This is a genomic window from Novosphingobium sp. SL115 (assembly GCF_026672515.1).
Taxonomy (GTDB): Bacteria; Pseudomonadota; Alphaproteobacteria; order Sphingomonadales; family Sphingomonadaceae; genus Novosphingobium.
The window spans coordinates 2,402,224-2,420,457 of sequence record NZ_JAPPRG010000002.1 but is presented as its reverse complement, the minus strand read 5'-3'; the positions used below and the strand labels follow the sequence as shown (position 1 = coordinate 2,420,457).

Annotated in this window: 19 protein-coding genes; 12 read left to right on the top strand and 7 right to left on the bottom strand. The window is 61.9% G+C overall.

Annotated features, from left to right (window positions below):
* Positions 1 to 65 precede the first annotated feature (65 nt).
* Together OVA07_RS13185 and OVA07_RS13180 are read left to right on the top strand one after the other, a co-directional pair.
* The gene (locus tag OVA07_RS13185) at positions 66 to 1,304 is read left to right on the top strand and encodes a S8 family serine peptidase (protein ID WP_268171905.1); all 1,239 of its coding nucleotides are present in this window, start codon (positions 66 to 68) and stop codon (positions 1,302 to 1,304) included.
* 97 nt (positions 1,305 to 1,401) lie between these two features.
* Positions 1,402 to 2,229: a PRC-barrel domain-containing protein gene (locus tag OVA07_RS13180; RefSeq protein WP_268171904.1), complete on the top strand. Its 828-nt coding sequence runs from the start codon at positions 1,402 to 1,404 to the stop codon at positions 2,227 to 2,229.
* Positions 2,230 to 2,313: 84 nt separating this feature from the next.
* Here OVA07_RS13180 and fumC read toward each other — a convergent pair whose 3' ends face one another.
* The gene (gene fumC, locus OVA07_RS13175; RefSeq protein ID WP_268171903.1) at positions 2,314 to 3,702 is read right to left on the bottom strand and encodes a class II fumarate hydratase; all 1,389 of its coding nucleotides are present in this window, start codon (positions 3,700 to 3,702) and stop codon (positions 2,314 to 2,316) included.
* Positions 3,699 to 4,220, bottom strand: coding sequence for a low affinity iron permease family protein (locus OVA07_RS13170; RefSeq protein WP_326493125.1), 522 nt, complete (start codon positions 4,218 to 4,220; stop codon positions 3,699 to 3,701). The genes fumC and OVA07_RS13170 overlap by 4 nt, the downstream gene beginning before the upstream one ends.
* 42 nt (positions 4,221 to 4,262) lie before the next feature.
* Here OVA07_RS13170 and OVA07_RS13165 point away from each other — a divergent pair, with 42 nt between their 5' ends.
* Positions 4,263 to 5,162 (top strand): sulfotransferase family protein, encoded by a 900-nt coding sequence (locus OVA07_RS13165; protein ID WP_268171902.1) that lies wholly within the window; start codon positions 4,263 to 4,265, stop codon positions 5,160 to 5,162.
* Between the two features lie 61 nt (positions 5,163 to 5,223).
* Here OVA07_RS13165 and OVA07_RS13160 read toward each other — a convergent pair whose 3' ends face one another.
* From OVA07_RS13160 to OVA07_RS13145, 4 genes are read right to left on the bottom strand one after another with little or no spacing between them, the layout of a single operon-like run.
* A complete protein-coding gene (locus tag OVA07_RS13160) occupies positions 5,224 to 5,781 on the bottom strand; it encodes a nucleotidyltransferase family protein (protein ID WP_268171900.1) in 558 nt (185 codons plus the stop codon).
* A complete protein-coding gene (locus tag OVA07_RS13155; protein ID WP_268171899.1) occupies positions 5,778 to 6,755 on the bottom strand; it encodes an XdhC family protein in 978 nt (325 codons plus the stop codon). Before OVA07_RS13155 ends, OVA07_RS13160 begins: the two co-directional genes overlap by 4 nt.
* A 10-nt stretch (positions 6,756 to 6,765) precedes the next feature.
* Entirely contained in the window at positions 6,766 to 8,928 is a 2,163-nt protein-coding gene (locus OVA07_RS13150; RefSeq protein WP_268171898.1) for a xanthine dehydrogenase family protein molybdopterin-binding subunit, read from the bottom strand.
* A complete protein-coding gene (locus tag OVA07_RS13145) occupies positions 8,925 to 9,401 on the bottom strand; it encodes a (2Fe-2S)-binding protein (RefSeq protein ID WP_268171897.1) in 477 nt (158 codons plus the stop codon). Before OVA07_RS13145 ends, OVA07_RS13150 begins: the two co-directional genes overlap by 4 nt.
* A gap of 178 nt (positions 9,402 to 9,579) precedes the next feature.
* Here OVA07_RS13145 and OVA07_RS13140 point away from each other — a divergent pair, with 178 nt between their 5' ends.
* The 6 genes from OVA07_RS13140 (at position 9,580) to OVA07_RS13115 (ending at position 13,762) form a co-directional block, all read left to right on the top strand.
* Positions 9,580 to 10,260, top strand: a complete 681-nt coding sequence (locus OVA07_RS13140; protein ID WP_268171895.1) for a TetR/AcrR family transcriptional regulator — start codon at positions 9,580 to 9,582, stop codon at positions 10,258 to 10,260.
* A gap of 98 nt (positions 10,261 to 10,358) precedes the next feature.
* Positions 10,359 to 11,522 carry an amine dehydrogenase large subunit gene (locus tag OVA07_RS13135; RefSeq protein ID WP_268171894.1) on the top strand — a complete coding sequence of 388 codons (1,164 nt, stop codon included), beginning with the start codon at positions 10,359 to 10,361 and terminating at the stop codon, positions 11,520 to 11,522.
* Positions 11,519 to 12,064 (top strand): MauE/DoxX family redox-associated membrane protein, encoded by a 546-nt coding sequence (locus tag OVA07_RS13130; RefSeq protein WP_268171893.1) that lies wholly within the window; start codon positions 11,519 to 11,521, stop codon positions 12,062 to 12,064. Before OVA07_RS13135 ends, OVA07_RS13130 begins: the two co-directional genes overlap by 4 nt.
* Positions 12,061 to 12,663, top strand: coding sequence for a methylamine utilization protein MauD (locus OVA07_RS13125; RefSeq protein ID WP_268171892.1), 603 nt, complete (start codon positions 12,061 to 12,063; stop codon positions 12,661 to 12,663). Before OVA07_RS13130 ends, OVA07_RS13125 begins: the two co-directional genes overlap by 4 nt.
* A gap of 26 nt (positions 12,664 to 12,689) precedes the next feature.
* A complete protein-coding gene (locus OVA07_RS13120) occupies positions 12,690 to 13,232 on the top strand; it encodes a methylamine dehydrogenase light chain (RefSeq protein WP_268171891.1) in 543 nt (180 codons plus the stop codon).
* A gap of 8 nt (positions 13,233 to 13,240) precedes the next feature.
* A complete protein-coding gene (locus tag OVA07_RS13115) occupies positions 13,241 to 13,762 on the top strand; it encodes a c-type cytochrome (protein WP_268171890.1) in 522 nt (173 codons plus the stop codon).
* Between the two features lie 168 nt (positions 13,763 to 13,930).
* Here OVA07_RS13115 and OVA07_RS13110 read toward each other — a convergent pair whose 3' ends face one another.
* On the bottom strand, positions 13,931 to 14,545 hold the full coding sequence (locus OVA07_RS13110; RefSeq protein ID WP_268171889.1) for a TetR/AcrR family transcriptional regulator: 615 nt from the start codon (positions 14,543 to 14,545) through the stop codon (positions 13,931 to 13,933).
* Positions 14,546 to 14,730: 185 nt separating this feature from the next.
* Here OVA07_RS13110 and OVA07_RS13105 point away from each other — a divergent pair, with 185 nt between their 5' ends.
* Genes OVA07_RS13105 through OVA07_RS13095 form a run of 3 tightly spaced genes read left to right on the top strand, consistent with a single transcriptional unit; the run spans position 14,731 to position 17,788 of the window.
* The gene (locus OVA07_RS13105) at positions 14,731 to 15,492 is read left to right on the top strand and encodes an SDR family NAD(P)-dependent oxidoreductase (protein ID WP_268171888.1); all 762 of its coding nucleotides are present in this window, start codon (positions 14,731 to 14,733) and stop codon (positions 15,490 to 15,492) included.
* A 35-nt stretch (positions 15,493 to 15,527) separates the two neighbouring features.
* On the top strand, positions 15,528 to 16,721 hold the full coding sequence (locus OVA07_RS13100) for an acyl-CoA dehydrogenase family protein (RefSeq protein WP_268172714.1): 1,194 nt from the start codon (positions 15,528 to 15,530) through the stop codon (positions 16,719 to 16,721).
* Entirely contained in the window at positions 16,721 to 17,788 is a 1,068-nt protein-coding gene (locus OVA07_RS13095; protein WP_268171887.1) for a phosphotransferase, read from the top strand. The genes OVA07_RS13100 and OVA07_RS13095 overlap by 1 nt, the downstream gene beginning before the upstream one ends.
* The last annotated feature ends 446 nt before the right edge of the window (positions 17,789 to 18,234 follow it).

Sequence of the window (18,234 nt, the reverse complement as noted above, 5' to 3'; positions counted from 1 at the left end):
GATGAAACGTCAGGGCTGGTGCGTTTAATCCGCAGTTCAGTTGAAATAATCAAGGTTTCTCGCTCATGCGCTCCACTATCGCCGCTTCGCTTGCCATGGTGCTGGCCGCCACGCCTGCCATGGCCCAACTGGCCTTGCCCGGTGCGGGTGATACCTTGGGGCAGGTCAACAGCAGGCTTGATGGACTGCTCGAACAAGGTGTCAACACCACCCGCAAGGCGGTTGATGGCTTGACGTCAGCCCGGATTGACCGGCTAGCGGAGCTAGTCCGCAATAATCGGCAGGCAATAGAATTCGACGCTGAAAACCAGCCTGCGCGCAGAGGCGAACTGCTGCTCGAAGGGGCTGACAGTGCCGCCATCGCCCGCGCCGAACAGGCAGGTTTTGTGGTGATCGCCCGTGAGGATTTTCAGGATCTCGGCCTTGCTGTGGTGCGGTTGGCCGTCCCGCCGGGTGCTGCGCTGGCGCAGGCAGAAAAGCGGCTGCGCAAAGTGCTGCCCGGCGTCACGATATCGTCGGACCAACTGTATTTTGCATCAGGAAACGTGGCGGCGGGAAGCATGGCCGCAGCGCCATCTGTGCCGGGGGGCACTGCGGCTTCGACCATGCCTGTTCGCATCGGCGTGATTGACGGCGCGCCGGGGCCGTCCGCACAAGTTGCCGCAACCCAGGGATTTGCGCGCGGCGCACCTCTGGCCAGCAATCATGGCAGCGCGGTCGTGTCGCTGCTACTGCATGCCGGGGCGAGAGATATCGCCGTGGCGGACGTTTATGGCAACGATCCTGCCGGCGGCAACGCCTTTGCCATCGTGCGCGCGCTGGGATGGCTGCTGACGCGCAAGGTGCGCGTCGTTTCCATCAGCCTTGTCGGCCCGCGCAATGCTGTGCTGGCAAAAGCGATCTCTGCGGTTCAGGGACGTGGAATGGTGGTCGTGGCAGCCGTCGGCAACGATGGCCCGGCAGCCCCGCCGTCCTATCCGGCATCCTACCCCGGCGTCATCGCGGTTACCGCCGTTGACGGACGAAACCGCGCCTTGATCGAAGCCGGGCGCGCGCTTCATCTCGATTATGCGGCGCCGGGTGCAGACATGCTTGCCGCCAATGCCGCAGGGCAATGGAAAGCGGTTCGTGGCACGTCCTTTGCCACGCCGCTGGTCGCCGCGCGTGCCGCCCGCGCTGTTGCGGACCGGGGTGCGAAATGGCTCTTGGCGCTTGATGGTGAAGCCCGCGACCTCGGTCGGAAAGGGCCTGATCCGGTGTTCGGTCGCGGCCTTGTCTGCGGTTCATGCCGCCGAACGAAATAATTTTCAGTGGCGATGGATTAAACCGCAAACCTCATCCGTTTCTTTCATCGAGCGGCACGAAAAAGCGTTGCTGCAACCGACTGAAAGGAAGCTTGCCATGAAAATTCTTCTCGCAACCACCACTGCACTCATCCTCACCGCAATGCCCGCCCATGCCCAGCTTGTTGGCGGCAGTGGGATCGGCGGTACGCTGGGGGGCACGCTGGGCGGTGCAGGCAGCATCGGCTCGCCGATGGACACCATCGGTTCGGCCACGCGCGGCACGGTCAATTCAACCGCCAGCAGCACCGGCAGCCAAAGCGTCAACCGCAAGACCGGCACGGTTCATGCTGATCGCAGCGCCAATGCCGGAGTAGCAGGCGCGGTCGCCCAGACGGCATCAACACCGGTGCGGACGGTTTCGGGCAGCACGGCAACCAGTGCTAACGGCAGCGCCAACGGCAGCGCCGATGCCCAGTTGATCGGCACCGATGCGGTGCGCCAGACGGCTCGTGGCGCTGTGGGGACCACGCGCGACGTGGCATCGGGTGCTGCCACTGCCGGACGTACCACGGCGGGGGCGATCGGTCAGGCTGCTCGCAGCGCCAATGGTAGTGCTTCAGGTTCTGCCAATGGCAGTGGCATGTTTTCCGGTGCGGCCGGTCAACTGGCTGCGGCCGGAAGCCTTGCCGCAGCAGGCGATGCCAACTTCGAAGTCAGCAAGGGCATGCGTGTGATCGGTCCTGATGGCGACCGTCTGGGTAAGGTGCGTGGGGTCATTGCCGACAGCCGCGGGCAAGTACAGGCCCTGTTGGTGAAGGTGGATGGGGCAACAGCCACGCTTCCGGCCGCCAACTTCTCTGGCAGTGGCAATGCGGTCATTTCCGCAATGGGTGAAGGCCAGATCAAGGACGCGGCGCAAAGCCAGAGCAAGTCGTCAAAGTAAACCGTCGCTCGGTGCGTTGATGCACTGATTACTCGATTAAAACCCCCGGATCGTTTCACGGCAATCCGGGGGTTTTCCTTGCGTCTAAACCATATCCTGCGGGCGGATCAGCCGGTCGAAGGTAGCCTGATCGACATGGCCAAGGGTCAGGGCGGCTTCGCGCAGGGTCAGATCATGCTGGTGGGCATGCTTGGCGATTTCTGCGGCGCGATCATATCCGATTTCCGGTGCCAGCGCCGTGACCAGCATCAGCGAACGGTCTAAAAGGTCGGCAATCCGCCTCCGGTTGGGTTCGATCCCGGCAACGCAGCGCTGGGCGAAACTGGCCATCCCGACCGACAACAGGTGCATCGAACGCAGCACCGCCGATCCGATCATCGGTTTGAATACGTTCAGTTCAAGATGCCCTTGCAAGCCGCCCACAGTCACCGCCTGATGGTTGCCGACCACTTGTGCTGCCACCATCGTCAGCATTTCAGCCTGCGTCGGGTTGACCTTGCCTGGCATGATCGAACTACCCGGTTCGTTCGCGGGAAGGTCCAGCTCGCCAAGACCGGACCGGGGACCGGACCCGAGCAGGCGGATATCGTTGGCGATTTTGGTCAATGATACGGCAAGCGTCGCTAGCGTGGCTGAAAACTGCACAAGCGCATCGTTGCTTGCCAGTGCCTCGAACCGGTTGGGTGCCGGTGTGAAGGCATGGCCCGTCAGTCTGGCAAGTTCAGCGGCCATGGCCTTCGCAAAACCTTCTGGCGCATTCAACCCCGTGCCCACTGCGGTTCCGCCCTGTGCCAGCCGCAACAGTTGGCCTTCCGCCGCGCGCAGACGCTCATAATTGTCGCGCAATTGCTGGACATAGCCTGAAAATTCCTGCCCCAGAGTCAGCGGCGTTGCGTCCTGCAAATGGGTGCGGCCTATCTTGACGATACTGTCCCACGCTTCGCTTTTGCGCGTCAGTTCGCCGCATAACAGGTCCAGCGCGGGGATCAGGTCTGTGTTCAGCGCCTCGACTGCTGCTACATGTAGCGCAGTGGGAAAGGTGTCGTTCGACGATTGCCCTTGGTTGACATGGTCATTGGGATGCACCGGGTTTTTGCCGCCGCGCTGGCCGGTCAAAATCTCGTTGGCGCGGCCTGCGATCACCTCGTTGGCGTTCATGTTGGACTGGGTGCCGCTGCCGGTTTGCCAGATAACTAGCGGAAACTGACCATCCAGATCGCCCTCTGCGACTTCGGCGGCAGCCTGTTCAATCGCATCAGCCAGATCGCCCGGCAGGCCGTGCCTGCGGTTGACCCGTGCTGCAGCCTGCTTGATCCGTCCCAGTGCGCGGGTGATGCCGCGCGGCATTCGTTCGTCTGTTCCAAATGGAAAATTGTCGATGCTGCGCTGGGTTTGCGCGCCCCAATAGGCCCCGGCAGGCACCTCCACCGCGCCAAGGCTGTCGGTTTCGACCCTTGTAGTGGCGCCGGTCATGTCCGGTCCAGCAGGCGTTCGACGGTTTCGTGCGCGCTCGCCTGCTTGTCGCTGCGGCAACCGACTTCGTCTTCCAGCGCATCGCGCAGTTTGCTGATCTGGTCGTCGGTCAGGTGTTCAATGCCCACAAACCCAACCCTTGCCTTGTCCACAGCACGCAGCAGTTCGTCCAGCTTGGCCTGCATCGCGGCGGCATCGCGATTCTGGCTGTTCTGGATCAGGAAAACCATCAGAAATGTGATGATGGTGGTGCCAGTGTTGATGACCAGTTGCCAGGTGTCGCTCCATTTGAACACCGGTCCGCTTATACCCCACGCGATGATGATGGTCAGCGCGATGATGAACGTGCCGGCCTTTCCCGAAGCGGCAGAAACCCGGTTGGCGATTGCGGTGAAAAGCTTGTCCATCTGGGCACTTGATCCTTCGGTTGCCAAGGCTTCCACGTTCACTTCTGCGCCAAACGCCGCGCCTGTCAACGTCGGTTCTGGCAGCGTGTTCCTGCCATCTGGCGCGCGCATGCGCCATTTGGCGTAGCGGGGAACCGGGGCGGGGGGATTAGGGTGCAGCGACCGTTCCTGCCTGCCTTGGGCCGGTTCAGGGAGATGCGCGATGGTGGTGACCTGCCGATGACCCCGGACTTCAAAGACCATCCCGTTATGGCCCGGCAACCCTATGATTTCACGCAAGATGCTGTGGTGTTCGAGGCCCTGCGCCACGCCTTTGCCCGCCACCTGCCGCTGACCGGTGACGGCCTGACAGACGTTGCTCCGCTGTTTGTTGTCGGCCTGCCGTGGACCGGTATCGGCCTGGTTGAACGGATCCTTGCCGCGCATGGGATGGTGCAGGGCGCTGGAGGGATTTCGGCGATGCCGCTGGCGGCGGCCAAGGTGGCCGGTACTATGGCGGGGGCAGTGCTGGATATCCCTGTAATACAAGCGCTTGGCGGAAAATCTGCGGCTGTTCTCGGCCGTGCCTATCTGGATGAAGCAGGTCGGTCGGAGCGGCGGATTATTGATACTTTTGCGCTGAATTTTCAGTATATTGGCTGGATTGCCCAAGCATTTCCCAAAGCATCGATCATCTGTTTGCAGCGGGGTGCGATGGACAGCGTCTGGGGGAACTTCAGGCATGCATCGGATGATGCCCCGCCCGGTTGGGGGTGGGCACGCGATCTGATGGATGCGGCGCGCTATGTCCTGCTGTTCCAGCGGCTAATGGCGTTTTGGCGACAGCGTTTTCCGTCGCGGATTCATGAAGTTAGCTATGAATTCCTGCTGTCCGATCCCGAAGTCCAATCGCGCCGAATGCTGGCGTTCTGCGGGCTGGAATGGGATGCTGCCTGCACGCAAAACGCTGTGCCAATGCCCGATGATGGTCCGATTGGTGGGTGGCGTGCCTATGCCAGCCATCTGGGCGAAGTGATGGAATTCTTCACTGCCAACGGCATTCCATTGGATTAATTGATTTTTTCCGGGTGTCCTGAAAGGCACCTAAATGTACATGAAGTGCCGCAAACGTCCGCTAACGCTTCCTAAGTGTCTGTTCCGCCAACATTAAATCGCCCTGCGTATCGATATCGAGCGCAAGCTGCGGATCAAGCGTCACGACCGGCCCGTCACGCAGTAAAGCGCCTGCGCCCCGGTCCCCCTGCAAGGTGGAAAGCACATCGAAATGTTGTGAGCCGAACATTGCGGGCACCATGCAATGTCCGGCCACGCCGGAGGCAATGCGATCTCCATCAAAGGCGGAGAGCAGCGCCGTGAAATGCGCGGTGGGGACGAGCGGCATATCCGCTAGCGCGATGAGCGCCGCCGTTTCGGTTTGCAGCGCGGCGACGGCGGTTGCGATGGAGCGGGACAGCGGCGCGCCGGGAGGCGACAGCATGATCCGTTCGAATCCCGGCAGGTCCGGGGTGTCGTCCGAGCAGATGGCGATATGGCGAGCAAAGGGCAGCGCGGCGAGCCGGTCTGCTGCGTGGCAGGCCAGTGGCTTTCCCGCCAGCATCGCTGCCAGTTTGCCGCCACCAAAGCGCGATCCGCGCCCTGCGGCCAGCAGGATAGCGGCGATTTGGAAGGTCAATGGGATGCAGGAACCGTAAGCGCTGAACCCATCCATTTGGACCAGTGGGCCAGCGCGTTGTAATCTGCGACGATTTCACCAAGGATCGACAGGGCCAGCGTGGCCGGATCGCGCGTGGCGGGGATCAGGCCAATGTGACCGCGCAAGCCCATTATGGCGTCTGTGCGAACCCCGGATGCGACCAGTGCTTCGAGCCGGGCGGCATGGGTGCGGCGGCTGCCGATGGCCCCGTGATAGAACGCGGGCAAAGCAAGAGCCTGCGGCATCAGAAATTCTTCCCAGTCGCGCCCGTGGAACAGAAAGACGATGGCGGACCACGGATCGCTGGCAATTGGCGGCAATGTGTTGCGGGTGACCAGCGGAGTGACCGACATGCCCTCTGCGATCAGTAGGGCCTGCGTATCGGCGTCGGGCGTGATGGCGTTGATCTGTGCGCCAAAAGCAGCGGCGAGGCGGGCAAATGCGGTGAGGTCTTCACCCTGTCCCAAGGCATGAATGCGCAAGGGTGGCTGGTAGGCATGCGTAAGCGCGTGGCCATCCCATGCAACAGGGGCCGGATCGGCGGCAATGGCAACACCATCGCATTCCAGCGTCAGGGCAACGGCATTGCGCGAATCCAGCGCGGCAAGCGCAGCGGCGACAATGGCGGCGTCGGGACGGGGGGTGAACAGCAGGTCTATACCACCGCCACAGGGCAGACGGATATCGATATAGGGCGACCCTGCGCCATAGCGCACGACACGGCCCCAACCATCATCCAGCGCTTCAAGCGCTTCGGTGGCGACCGCATCTTCGACGCAGCCGCCAGAGAATGAGCCGAGCCTTCGACCGTCGGCTGCCACCGCCATTTGGGTGCCGATGGAACGCGACGAGCCGCCGTCGATGCCGACCAGCGTGACGAGGGCGCAGGGCACGCCTTCGGCATGGCGGGCCGCCAGAAAGCGCAGCACATCTATTGGAGCAGGAGCGATCATGCGGGTGCGGTTATGCCATCTCCAGCGGCAAACGGCGATAGCGTTTTCCTGTGACCGAATAGATGGCGTTGGCCAGCGCTGGAATGACCGGGGGCAGGGCGGGTTCGCCAAGACCGCTGGGGGCAAAATCGGTCTTGAGGAATTCGACCTGAATGACCGGCGGCACGGTGTCGATGCGGATGGGCGTATATTCGCCAAAGTTTTCGGCGGTGATAATGCCCGCTTCCTGCACCAGCTTCTGGTTGATGAGCGCTTGCCCGATACCTTCGATGGCGGCACCCTGAACCTGATGCAAGGCATTGACCGGGTTGATGATCTGTGAGCCGACATCGCCCACGGCCCAGACCTTGTTCACCTTTACGGCGCCGTCGGTCAGGGTCACGTCTACCACTTCGGCAAAATAGCCCAGGTGACTGTAATAGAAGCCGAAGCCGCGCCCCTTTTCGCGGCCTTTCCATGAAGCCAGTTTGCACACTGCATCGATTACGCCGCGCGCGCGTCCGGTGTGGAACGGGGTGCGTCCGCCGGGAATTTCGCGCGGAGTGCCAAGGTTGCGGCGCATGAGTTCAGGCAGGTCGATCCCGGCGGCTTCGGCCACTTCATCGAGAAAGGACTGGAACACGAAGGCCATGGCGTTGGAACTGGGCGCGCGCAGCCAGCCGGTGGCAAGGTTGGTGGCCATCTGCGTCATGCCCAGATCGACGTTGGGCACGACCGGCGCGGGAAATTCCGTGGCCGACATTTCTGCCGCGCGAATGGCTTTGCCGTCCTTGCCGAAAGTGACGAAGTGATCCTTGAACGCGACCAGTGCGCCCGATGCGTCCAGTCCGGCGGTGAAGCGGTGCCATCCGGCGGGGCGGTAGAAATCGTGGCGCAGATCGTCGGTGCGATCAAACAGCACCTTAACCGGCTTGCCCGGAAGCGCCTTTGCCGCCTGGCCTGCGATGACCATGTAATCGTTCATCAAACGCCTGCCGAAGCCGCCGCCGATGCGCGTCATATGGATGGTGAGCGCTTCGGGCGCTAGGCCGCACAGGGCGGCGGTTTCAGCCCGGCCACCGGCAGGGGCCTGACTGGGGGCCCAGATTTCAAGCTTTCCATCCTGAAACAGCGCGGTGCAGTTTTGCGGTTCAAGCGTGGCGTGGGCGAGGAAGGGGTAGTCGTAATCGGCGGTGACGACCTTTGCCGCCTTGGCCAGCGCGCCGTCGGCATCGCCCGCCTTGAACACGCTGGATTGCGGGGCCTTGGCGATCAGCGCGGCGGCGTCAGCTTCATATTTTGCGGTGGAGAAGCCGGTTACCGTGGCATCGTCCCACTTCACCACCAGCTTTTCGCGGGCCTTGCTGGCGGTCCACCAGCTGTTGGCCACGACCAGCACGGTGTCGTTCTTGCCCGCAGGCACGAAGCCGCTGTTGACGGCGACGACGGCGATGACGCCGGGAAGCGCCTTTACCGCAGCGTCATCGACAGAAGCGACGGTGCCGCCGTGGGCGGGACATTTGACGATGGCGGCGTGGACCATGCCGGGCAGGCGAGTATCGATGCCGAACAGCGGTGCGCCGCTGACGATCTTGGGCACATCGACGCCAAGGCGCGACTGGCCGATGATGGTGAAATTTGCCGGGTCTTTCAGCGGAACCTTGGCAAGATCGGGCGGGGTTTGGGTCGAGGCGGCCTTGGCCAGCGAGGCGTAAGTGAGGCTTTTGCCGCTGGCCTTGTGCAGTACAGCGCCCTTTGCGGTGGTAAGCGATGCGACATCGACGCCCCATTGTTGTGCGGCCGCGGCAACCAGCATGGCGCGTGCGGCAGCGCCGATCTGGCGCATGGGCAGCCAGTTGCGCGGGGTGGCGGTGCTGCCGCCTGCAACCTGCGGGCCGAAGCGGGTTTCATCGGCATCGGTCTGTTCGATCTTTACCTGATCCCACGCGACGTCGAGTTCTTCGGCAATCAGCATGGGCAGCATGACCTTGATGCCCTGACCGATTTCGGGATTTTTTGCGCCGATGGTGACGGTGTTGTCCGCATTGATGCGGATGAACGCATTGAGAACCGGAGCCTGCGCAGCCGATGTAGTGGCGGCAAGGACCACGGTGGCGTCAAGCTTGAGCGCCGCGCCGCCTGCCAGTGAAACGGCGATGAACGAGCGGCGCGAAAAGGTGGTTGCGTCGGTCATGCGGCGGCTCCTTCTGCGGGAAGGCCAGCTGCTTGGCGGATGGCGGCGCGGATGCGCAGGTAGGTGGCGCAGCGGCAGATATTCCCGCTCATCCAGCCGTCGATATCTTCGGCCGTGGGCTGGGGATTCTGTTTGAGCAGCGCGGTGGCAGACATGATCTGCCCAGCCTGACAATAGCCGCACTGCGGCACGTCGAGCGCGATCCACGCATCGGCCACCTTTTTGCCCAGCGGGTTGAGCGCGACGCCTTCGATAGTGGTAACGGCCTTTCCGGCGGCATCGGCAATCGGTGTTTGGCAGGAACGCACGGCTTCGCCATCCAAGTGGACCGTGCAGGCACCGCAGAGGCCAGCACCGCAGCCGAACTTGGTTCCGGGCATGTCCAGATCTTCACGCAAGACCCACAGCAGCGGCTTGTCCGCTTCTGCATCAACCACGCGCTTGCGGCCGTTTACGGTGAGAGTGACGCTCATCGTTGAAGTATCCTGATTATCTGGATGAAAGGCTGGACCTTATGTGCTGAATCTGGGGAGTGGACCGCGCGTGGTCAAGCGCCTTGTTGTCCGCCACGCGGGCAGGATGCTTCAATGCCGTGTTGAAGAGAGTTCATTGCCAATGGCGCAATGCGGTATGCGGTGTTATGCGCAGCCGATGGCCGCCCGCCCGGAAACCCGTGAAACCGATCTGCCTTCTGCTCCGCGTCCCGGCACATATGTGCGCGGGGCTGAAACTGTCGATTCGATTCTGAAAGCGGCGTTGCGGGTGCTGATCGATGAAGGGGCGGGGGCTTTCACCATCCGCCGCATCGCATCGGAATGCGGGATGAAGGTTGGTAATGTCAGCTATCACTTCCCCAAAAAGGAACTGCTGATCCAGACCCTGCTGGATGACATCATCGGCAATTACGACAAGCTGTTGGAACGCACGGTGCGCCAGCCGGGGCTGGATGCCGAGGAGCGGCTGCGCCTGATCGTGGTGATGTGCCTTGACGATATTGCCGGAAAGCGCACGACGCGGCTGTTTACCGAGCTGTGGGCGCTGGCCAACCACAACGAGTTCGTCGCCGACCGGGTGCGCCTGTTCTATCAGAAAGTGCATGATTTCATTGCGCAATATGTGACCGAGCTGAACCCTGCGCTAAGCGAGGATGAAGTGCGGTCGGTTGCCATATACATCAGTGCAGCGATGGAGGGGGCGACGCCGTTTCTGGGCTATGAAAAGCCGTGGGCGCAGCACATGCGCGCGTTCACCGCGATTGCCGCCCATTCGCTGGTGCTGACGGCCAAGACCATTACCTCGCGCGAGATTGCCGGGCTCGCCGATCGCGGCTGAGGGCCGGGTTTTCGCCCTTTCTTTCGCACCTGCCAAAAGGGTGTTGACGCAATCTGGACATACGTCAAGACTTGGCTCCTCAACGCAAGGGGGCCGTGATGGCGTTTGTTCGAGACGGGGTTGCGGGGCTGTTGCTGGCAGGAACGGTGTTGGCAGGCGGTGCCTTTGCGGCAGAGCCTGCGCCGGTGGTGCCGGAAGCCGAAGAGCATGATGTAAGCACGATCGATCCGCCCAAGACGGGGTGGTTCTATGTGCGCGGGGCGTGGGGCACCAACGGGTCGAGCATTTTCGACGCCGGGACCGGTAAGATGGTGGGCATGGTTGCCACCAGCCGCGATTCCGATCTGGCGATCGATCCGGCGGGCAAGGCCTATTACGTGGCCGAAACCATCTGGTCGAAGGGCAACCGGGGCACGCGACAGGACTTGATAGCGGTCTATGACACCAAAACGCTGAAGCTGACGGGCGAGATTACCGTGCCCGGCAGGCTGGTAATCGGCGGGCTGAAGACCAACTTCGTGCTGAGCGAAGATGGCAAGACCGCCTATGATTACAACTTCGATCCGGCATCATCGGTCAACGTCATCGACATGGCCAAGCGCAAGTTCGTGCGGGCGATTGAACTGCCGGGGTGCGCCAGCCTGATCCCCAATCCGGGCGTGGGCTTTTCCGCGTTGTGTGCCGATGGCACTTTGGCCACGGTGGCGGCGGTTGCTGGCAAGGATGTGATTACGCGGACCGAGCCGTTCTTCGATGCGGCGGCGGACCCGATCTTTTCCAACTTCGCCTATGACCGCAAGAAGAAGCAGGCGGTATTCCTGAGTTATACGGGGCAGGTGCGCGTGGCTGATATTGGCAGCAAGCCGGTGGTGGGCGAGGCGATGTCGATCCAGCAGGCGGCGGGGCTGCGGGGCGCCGATACCACACCGCTGGACATTGCGTGGTATCCGGGCGGAATGCAGGTTTCGGCGCTGCACAGGCCTTCGGGCGTGCTGTGGGTGCTGATGCACAAGGGCGAATTCTGGAGCCACAAGGAAGGCGCGGAGGAAATCTGGGGCCTTGATCTGGCCAGGAAGAAGGTGATCCGCCGCATTCCGGTGAAGGACAAGCCGAACAACATCGAGATCACGCAAGACGATGCGGCGATGATTATGGTCACCGATCGCAAGAACGGGGCGCAGATCATCGATTCAAAGACCGGTGAGATGAAGCACGCAATCGAGAACGCCGGGGGCGGGCTGATTACCGTGTTGGAGCCGTGAGTGGTGAAGCGCTTGCCATCGTGGGTGGCACGGGCGCCGTGGGCGTGGGGCTGGTGTTCCTGAGCGCAGGAATTGCCAAGCTGCGCAGTCGCCGCATTTTTCCTGGCGTCGTGGCAAATTACCGTTTGCTTCCGCCAGCACTTGTGAGGCCCGTGGCGGCAATTTTGCCGGCAGGGGAAGTGCTGACGGGGGCTGCGTTGCTGGCAGGGGTGTGGCTAGCGGCCCTGCCAGCCATCGCGCTGCTGCTGGTGTTCGGCTGGGCGATGGCGGTGAACATCGCACGCGGACGGTCGCATATCGATTGCGGTTGCGGACGGTCTGATCTGCGCCAGCCGCTGAACCGGGCGTTGGTGTTGCGCAATGTGGTGCTGGCTTTGGCTGTGGTGCCCGCATTGTTTGGCCTTCCGGTTTTTGGTTCTGCCGGATGGTTGATTGCGGCTGCGGCCGGGATGGCGCTGTTTCTGATGGTGCTGGTGGTGAATGCGCTGGTGGCACTGACAAACGGACCGCTGGCGACGATGATGGAAAGGAAATCGGCATGATGACCGCGCTGATCGTTTCACAGGTGATTTCGTGGGTGGTCATCCTTGGGCTGGTGGTGATGCTGCTGGCGCTGGCGCGGCAGGTGGGCGTGCTGCACATGCGCGTGGCCCCAGCAGGCGCGCTGACCACCAGTGGTGGCCCTGCTGTGGGCGGCAAAGGCCCCGCGGTTTCAGCACAGACGCTGGACGGGCAGGACGTGATCGTCGGCGGCCCGGCCAAGCATGTGCCGCTGCGCCTGCTGATGTTCGTCTCGGCATCGTGCCCGCTATGCAAGGGGCTGATCCCCGCCGCGCGGTCCTTTGCGCATGATGAGCGGGTACAGCTTACCTTTGTGGGCGATGATGACCTTGCCGTGCAGCGCGAGATGATCGCCGCGCAGGGTCTGGAGGCCTATCGCTTTATCAATGGGCCTGAGGTCGGGCAGGCCTATGAAGTGGGCAAGCTGCCCTATGCCGTGCTGCTGGATGCTGAAGGGGTGATCCTGTCCAAGGGGCTGGTGAACAGCCGCGAGCATCTGGAGAGCCTGGTGATCGCGCACGAAATGGGCGTGAAGACGGTGCAGGATTACATTGCCGGGCTGAACGTGAAGGCGGCCTGAGGGGCGGTTCTTAGGGGGCATTTGCCATGAAGACTTTCAATGCCGATGCATGGGGCGAAAAGCTGCTGCGCCGCTTTGCCGGGCGCACGTCGCGCCGCAGCATCATTTCACGGCTGGGGGTGGCGCTGGTAGCCGCGCCGCTGTTCCCGGTGCTGCCGGTAAGCCGGGCAGAGGCGGCCAAGCCTGACCGTTCGCCCGAAGCCAAGACCATGTTTGCCCGCAATGCGCAGACCAAGGACGATACCAAGTGCGATTACTGGCGGTACTGCGCCATCGATGGATCGTTGTGCACCTGCTGCGGCGGGGGCGTGCATACCTGTCCGGCCGGGGCCGAGCCATCGCCGGTGTCATGGGTGGGATCATGCATCAATCCCGATGACGGCAAGGCCTATATGATCGCCTATCGCGATTGCTGCGGTAAGCCGGTTTGCGGGCAGTGCGGTTGCGACAATACCGACCGCGAAACGCAGGTCTATCTGCCGCAACTGAACAACAACGTGATCTGGTGCTTCGGCACGAGCAGCATGGAATACCACTGTTCGACCGCGGTGATGATCGGCGCGGCCTGAGCCAGGCGATGCGGACTTTGGCCCTTGCAGGTGTGGCAGCGGTGCTGGTGGCGCTGACGCCGGGGCTTGCCGCGAAAGATGATCCGCGCGCTGCCACGGTGGCGCAGGGGCTGGCCGCGATCAGCGACCCTGACTTGGCCAAGGCGGATTACGTGGAGCATTGCGCCGGGTGCCATGGCGTTCAGGGCCTCTCCGCCCCGGCCAAGTTGCCCGAACTGCGCGGCCGGGTGGGCTATATGATGTGCGATGCAGGGACGCGCGCCTATCTGCTGCGCCTGCCCAACATTGCCAAAAGTCGCCTGGCCGACAATCAGCAACTGGCCGACATGCTGAACTTCATGATTTTCGGCATGGGCGGGGAAAGCGTGCTGCCGGGGACACGGCCTTTCACCGCCGCGGAAGTGGGATATGAACGCCAGTTCGCGCTGACGTCAGCCTCGCTGGTGAAAGAGCGCAAGCGGCACGTTGAAACCGCGATTGCCAAGTGCGGCGCGCCGGCGAGCTTTCGGGATTTTTACAAGGCGCGGTGATTTTGGTGGGCGCATCGGCTTTAGCTCCGGCTTCGATCTTGGCTGCAACTACGGCAGATTGATCGCCACTTGCGCCTTGAACGATTATGATGCGGTTCCGATCATTCTTCAGGTCATTCACACGTCCCGCGGCTGGCCTGTCGGTGAATGGCCTGAATAAGCAGGCGTTCAGCGGGGCGATAATCCCGCTGTCAGCAGATCGACCAGCGCCACCGCAATATCTGCCGGAGACTGCGGGCCGTTGGGGCGGTGCCAGCGGGCCGGGCCATTCAGGGCGCTGGCGAGGGTTAGTGCCGCAAGGGCAGCGTTGCATGGGGCGATGGTGCCGTCACCCATACCTTCTTCGATCAACTGGCGCAGGGTGGCGTCGATGCGGCGCTTGTGCTTGCGGATGGTTTCGCGCGCGTCGGGCGAAAGCGCTTCATTTGCCGTCAGAATGTTGCATCGGCCAAAATCGTTCATGTTGATTTCGGCATAGCTGAGAAGGAACGTGCGCAGCCGGTCTATCCCTTTGCCCTGACTTTCGCGCGCCTTCATTGCCGCTTCAAGCAACTGGTCCATGCCCATGGTGATGCATTCGATCAGCACCTGCTCCTTGTTGCCAAGGTAGTGGTAGATCGTGGGCTTGGACACGCCAAGACTGGCGGCGACATCATCAAGCGAGGTCGAATGAAAGCCGCGTGCGTTGAACATGCGCACGGCGGCGGTGAGCACGGCCATGCGCTTGGCCTCGCGTTCTTCGCGGCGTTCCTCAGCGGTCTTGAAGGGCGATTTTTCGGCCAAGAATGCGGTTACCTGCGTGATGTGCCAGTTGGAAAATGCGGGTTACCCGCGCTTTGTCTGATGCGACGGTAGGGCAAGTCGGACATTGACTCCATACCCCTAATCACAATACCTACTCATAAGTAGGTATTGTTCTGTTTGGTTTCAAGATGAAGCCGAGCGGCGAAAAGGGATTGAGGAAGCACATGGAAGTCAACGGTCTGGCAGCTATCGTCACGGGTGGGGCATCGGGTCTGGGCGGCGCAACGGCGGCGCGGCTGGCCGCGCGTGGCGCGAAAGTGACCATTTTCGACCTGAATGCCGAACTGGGACAGGCCCATGCGGCGGCGATTGGTGGCCGTTTTGCCCAGGTGAATGTGACTGATGAGGATGCGGTGGACAACGCGATCCTTGAAGCCGAAGCGGTGAACGGCAAGGCGCGCATTCTGGTGAACTGTGCCGGGATTGGCCCGCCGGCCAAGGTGATTGGCCGTGATGGCAAGGCCATTCCCCTGGCCGATTTTTCCAAGATCATCCAGATCAACCTGATCGGCACGTTTAACGTGCTGTCGAAATTTGCCGCCCGCATCTTTGACGCCGAACCGGTAGGCGAAGAGCGTGGGGTGATTATCAACACCGCCAGCGTGGCCGCATTCGAAGGGCAGATCGGGCAGGCCGCCTATGCCGCGTCGAAAGGTGGCGTGGTTGGCATGGCGCTGCCGATTGCGCGTGAATTTGCCCGTTATGGCATCCGCGTGAACACCATTGCGCCCGGCCTTTTCCTGACCCCGCTGCTGCAATCGCTGCCGCAGGAGGCACAGGATTCGCTGGGCGCGCAGGTGCCGTTCCCCAGCCGCTTGGGCAAGCCAGAGGAATATGCGCAGATGGTGGAAAGCATTGTCGGCAACCCGATGCTGAACGCCGAAGTGATCCGCCTTGACGGCGCGATCCGCATGGCGCCGCGCTGAAATTTTCAAAAGATCCCGATTTACAGGAGAGCATGATGGCAGTTGGTATTGGCATGGAAGCCGCACTGGAGATCGCGGATCGGGTGGAGCGCTTTGTCCGCGAGGAAGTGATCCCGTATGAAAGCGACCCGCGCCGGGACGACCATGACGCGCCGATGGACGAGATGGTCATGGAAATGCGCGAAAAGGCGCGCGCGGCGGGCGTGTTGACCCCGCATATTCTGGCCGATGGCCGCCATCTTTCGCAGCGGGAAACGGCTGTGGTCCTGATCCGGTCGGGACTTTCCCCGCTGGGGATGCTGGCGTGCAACACGCAGGCACCGGACGAAGGCAACATGTATCTGCTGGGCAAAGTGGGCAGCCCGGAACTGAAAGAGCGTTTCCTGAAGCAACTTGTTTCGGGCGAGGCGCGTTCGGCATTCCTGATGACCGAGCCTGCCAGTGAAGGCGGGGCGGGGTCTGACCCGTCGATGATGCAGACCACCTGCCGCCGCGATGGCAACCACTGGGTCATCAACGGGCGCAAGGCGTTCATCACCGGGGCCAAGGGGGCCAAGGTGGGCATCGTGATGGCCAAGGACGAAGACGGCGGCGCGTGCATGTTCCTGGTGGACCTGCCGGACCCGGCAATCGAGATCGTGCGGGTGCCCAATACCATCGACAGCAATATGCCGGGCGGCCATGCCGTGATCGACATCAAGGATTTGCGCGTTTCGTCGGACCAGATGCTGGGCGAGCCGGGCGAGGGGTTCAAGTATGCGCAAGTGAGGCTTAGCCCTGCGCGCCTTTCGCACTGCATGCGCTGGCTGGGCGGGTGCATCCGCGCGCAGGAAATCGCCACCGATTATGCCTGCCGCCGCATGGCCTTTGGCAAGCAGTTGATCGAACACGAAGGCGTCGGTTTCATGCTGGCGGAAAACCGCATCGACCTGCAGCAGGCCGAACTGATGATCGACTGGTGCGCGGGCGTGCTGGACACCGGATCGCTGGGCACCATTGAAAGTTCGATGGCCAAGGTGGCCGTGTCCGAAGCGCTGATGCGCGTGGCGGACAAGTGTGTGCAGATCATGGGCGGGACGGGCGTGACCCAAGACACGATTGTCGAACAGATGTTCCGTGAAGTGCGCGCGTTCCGCATTTATGACGGCCCGACCGAAGTGCACAAGTGGAGCCTTGCCAAGAAAATCCGCCGCGAATGGCGTGATGCGCAGGCTGGAGTCCGTCACTGATGGGAGCCGCAGCACAGGACGCCAATGCTGGCACCACGCCGGTTCGCGAAGGCTATCATTTCGACGAGGTCGCGCTGGCTGGGTGGATGGAAGCCCATGTCGAGGGTTTTACCGGTCCGTTGCGCGTGGAGCAGTTCAAGGGCGGGCAATCCAACCCGACCTATAAACTGGTCACGCCGGGGCGGAGCTATGTGTTGCGGCGCAAACCACCGGGACCGGTGCTGAAAGGGGCGCACGCGGTTGAGCGTGAGGCGCAGGTGCTTTCGGCGCTGGGGTCGGTGGGATATCCGGTGGCGCATGTTTATGGCCTGTGCACCGATGAAAGCGTGCTGGGCAGTTGGTTCTATGTGATGGAAATGGTGGAAGGCCGCATCTTCTGGGATGCAACTTTCCCCGACGTTTCAGAAGCGGAACGGCCCGCCTATTTCGATGCGATGAATGCCGCGATGGCGCAGTTGCATTTGATCGATTATGCCGCCGTTGGGCTGGCTGACTATGGCAAGCCGGGCAATTATTTCGCGCGGCAGGTGGGGCGCTGGTCGCGGCAGTATCTGGAAGATGAACTGGCCGGACGCGATCCGAACATGGATGCGCTGGTGGAATGGCTGCCCACCGCGATTCCCGAAGGTGACGAGACGAGTGTTGTCCACGGCGATTTCCGTTGCGACAACATGATCTTCCACCCGACAGAGCCACGCGTGATCGCGGTGCTGGACTGGGAGCTTTCGACGCTGGGGCACCCGCTGGCGGACTTTTCCTATCACGCGATGATGTATCACATGCCGCCGAGCATCGTGGCGGGGCTGGAAGGGGCGGATCTGGCCGCGCTGAACATCCCGTCTGAAGCCGATTATGTGGCAGCCTATTGCCAGCGCACCGGACGCGAAAGCATCGCTTCGTGGGATTTCTATATGGCGTTCAACTTCTTCCGGTTGGCCGCTATCTTTCACGGGATCAAGGGGCGCTATCTGCGCGGCACCGCGGCATCGGCCAATGCCAAGGACCGGGCCGAGGCGTTTCCGGTGCTGGCGCGGCTGGCACGCGAGGCGATGGAACGCTGTCGCTGAATGGAAAGGGATGGCAGGGCCAGGTGCGCCCTGCCGTCTATTCCAGTTTGGAAGATTAAAGTTTGATGGAATTTGGCGTGATGCGGCGCACTTGATCGTCGCACTGAAAGATCACGACCGGCGCACCGATTCGATCCTTGGTCCCACCTTGCAGCTTAACAATATCTGCCCAAATACCCTGATTCCGGCGGTTTTTGGCTATATATCCGAAACGGGGATATCTTTCGGAGATAAGGTACGCACCAGCCAGTTTGCACCCCACAAATCGCCATCGTGCTAAGCATCAGGAGTGTAAGTGTTTATCCTTATCTTGGGTTTGTCAGCGATACCTCGGCGGTGCGGGATTCATCAATAGCGGTGCATTCTTCCCTTTTGATCGGCGATTTCTTGGTTACCAACCCCGTCAGACGGTTGCAAAGGTAAGGATAAACGGTGTGCCTGTCAGC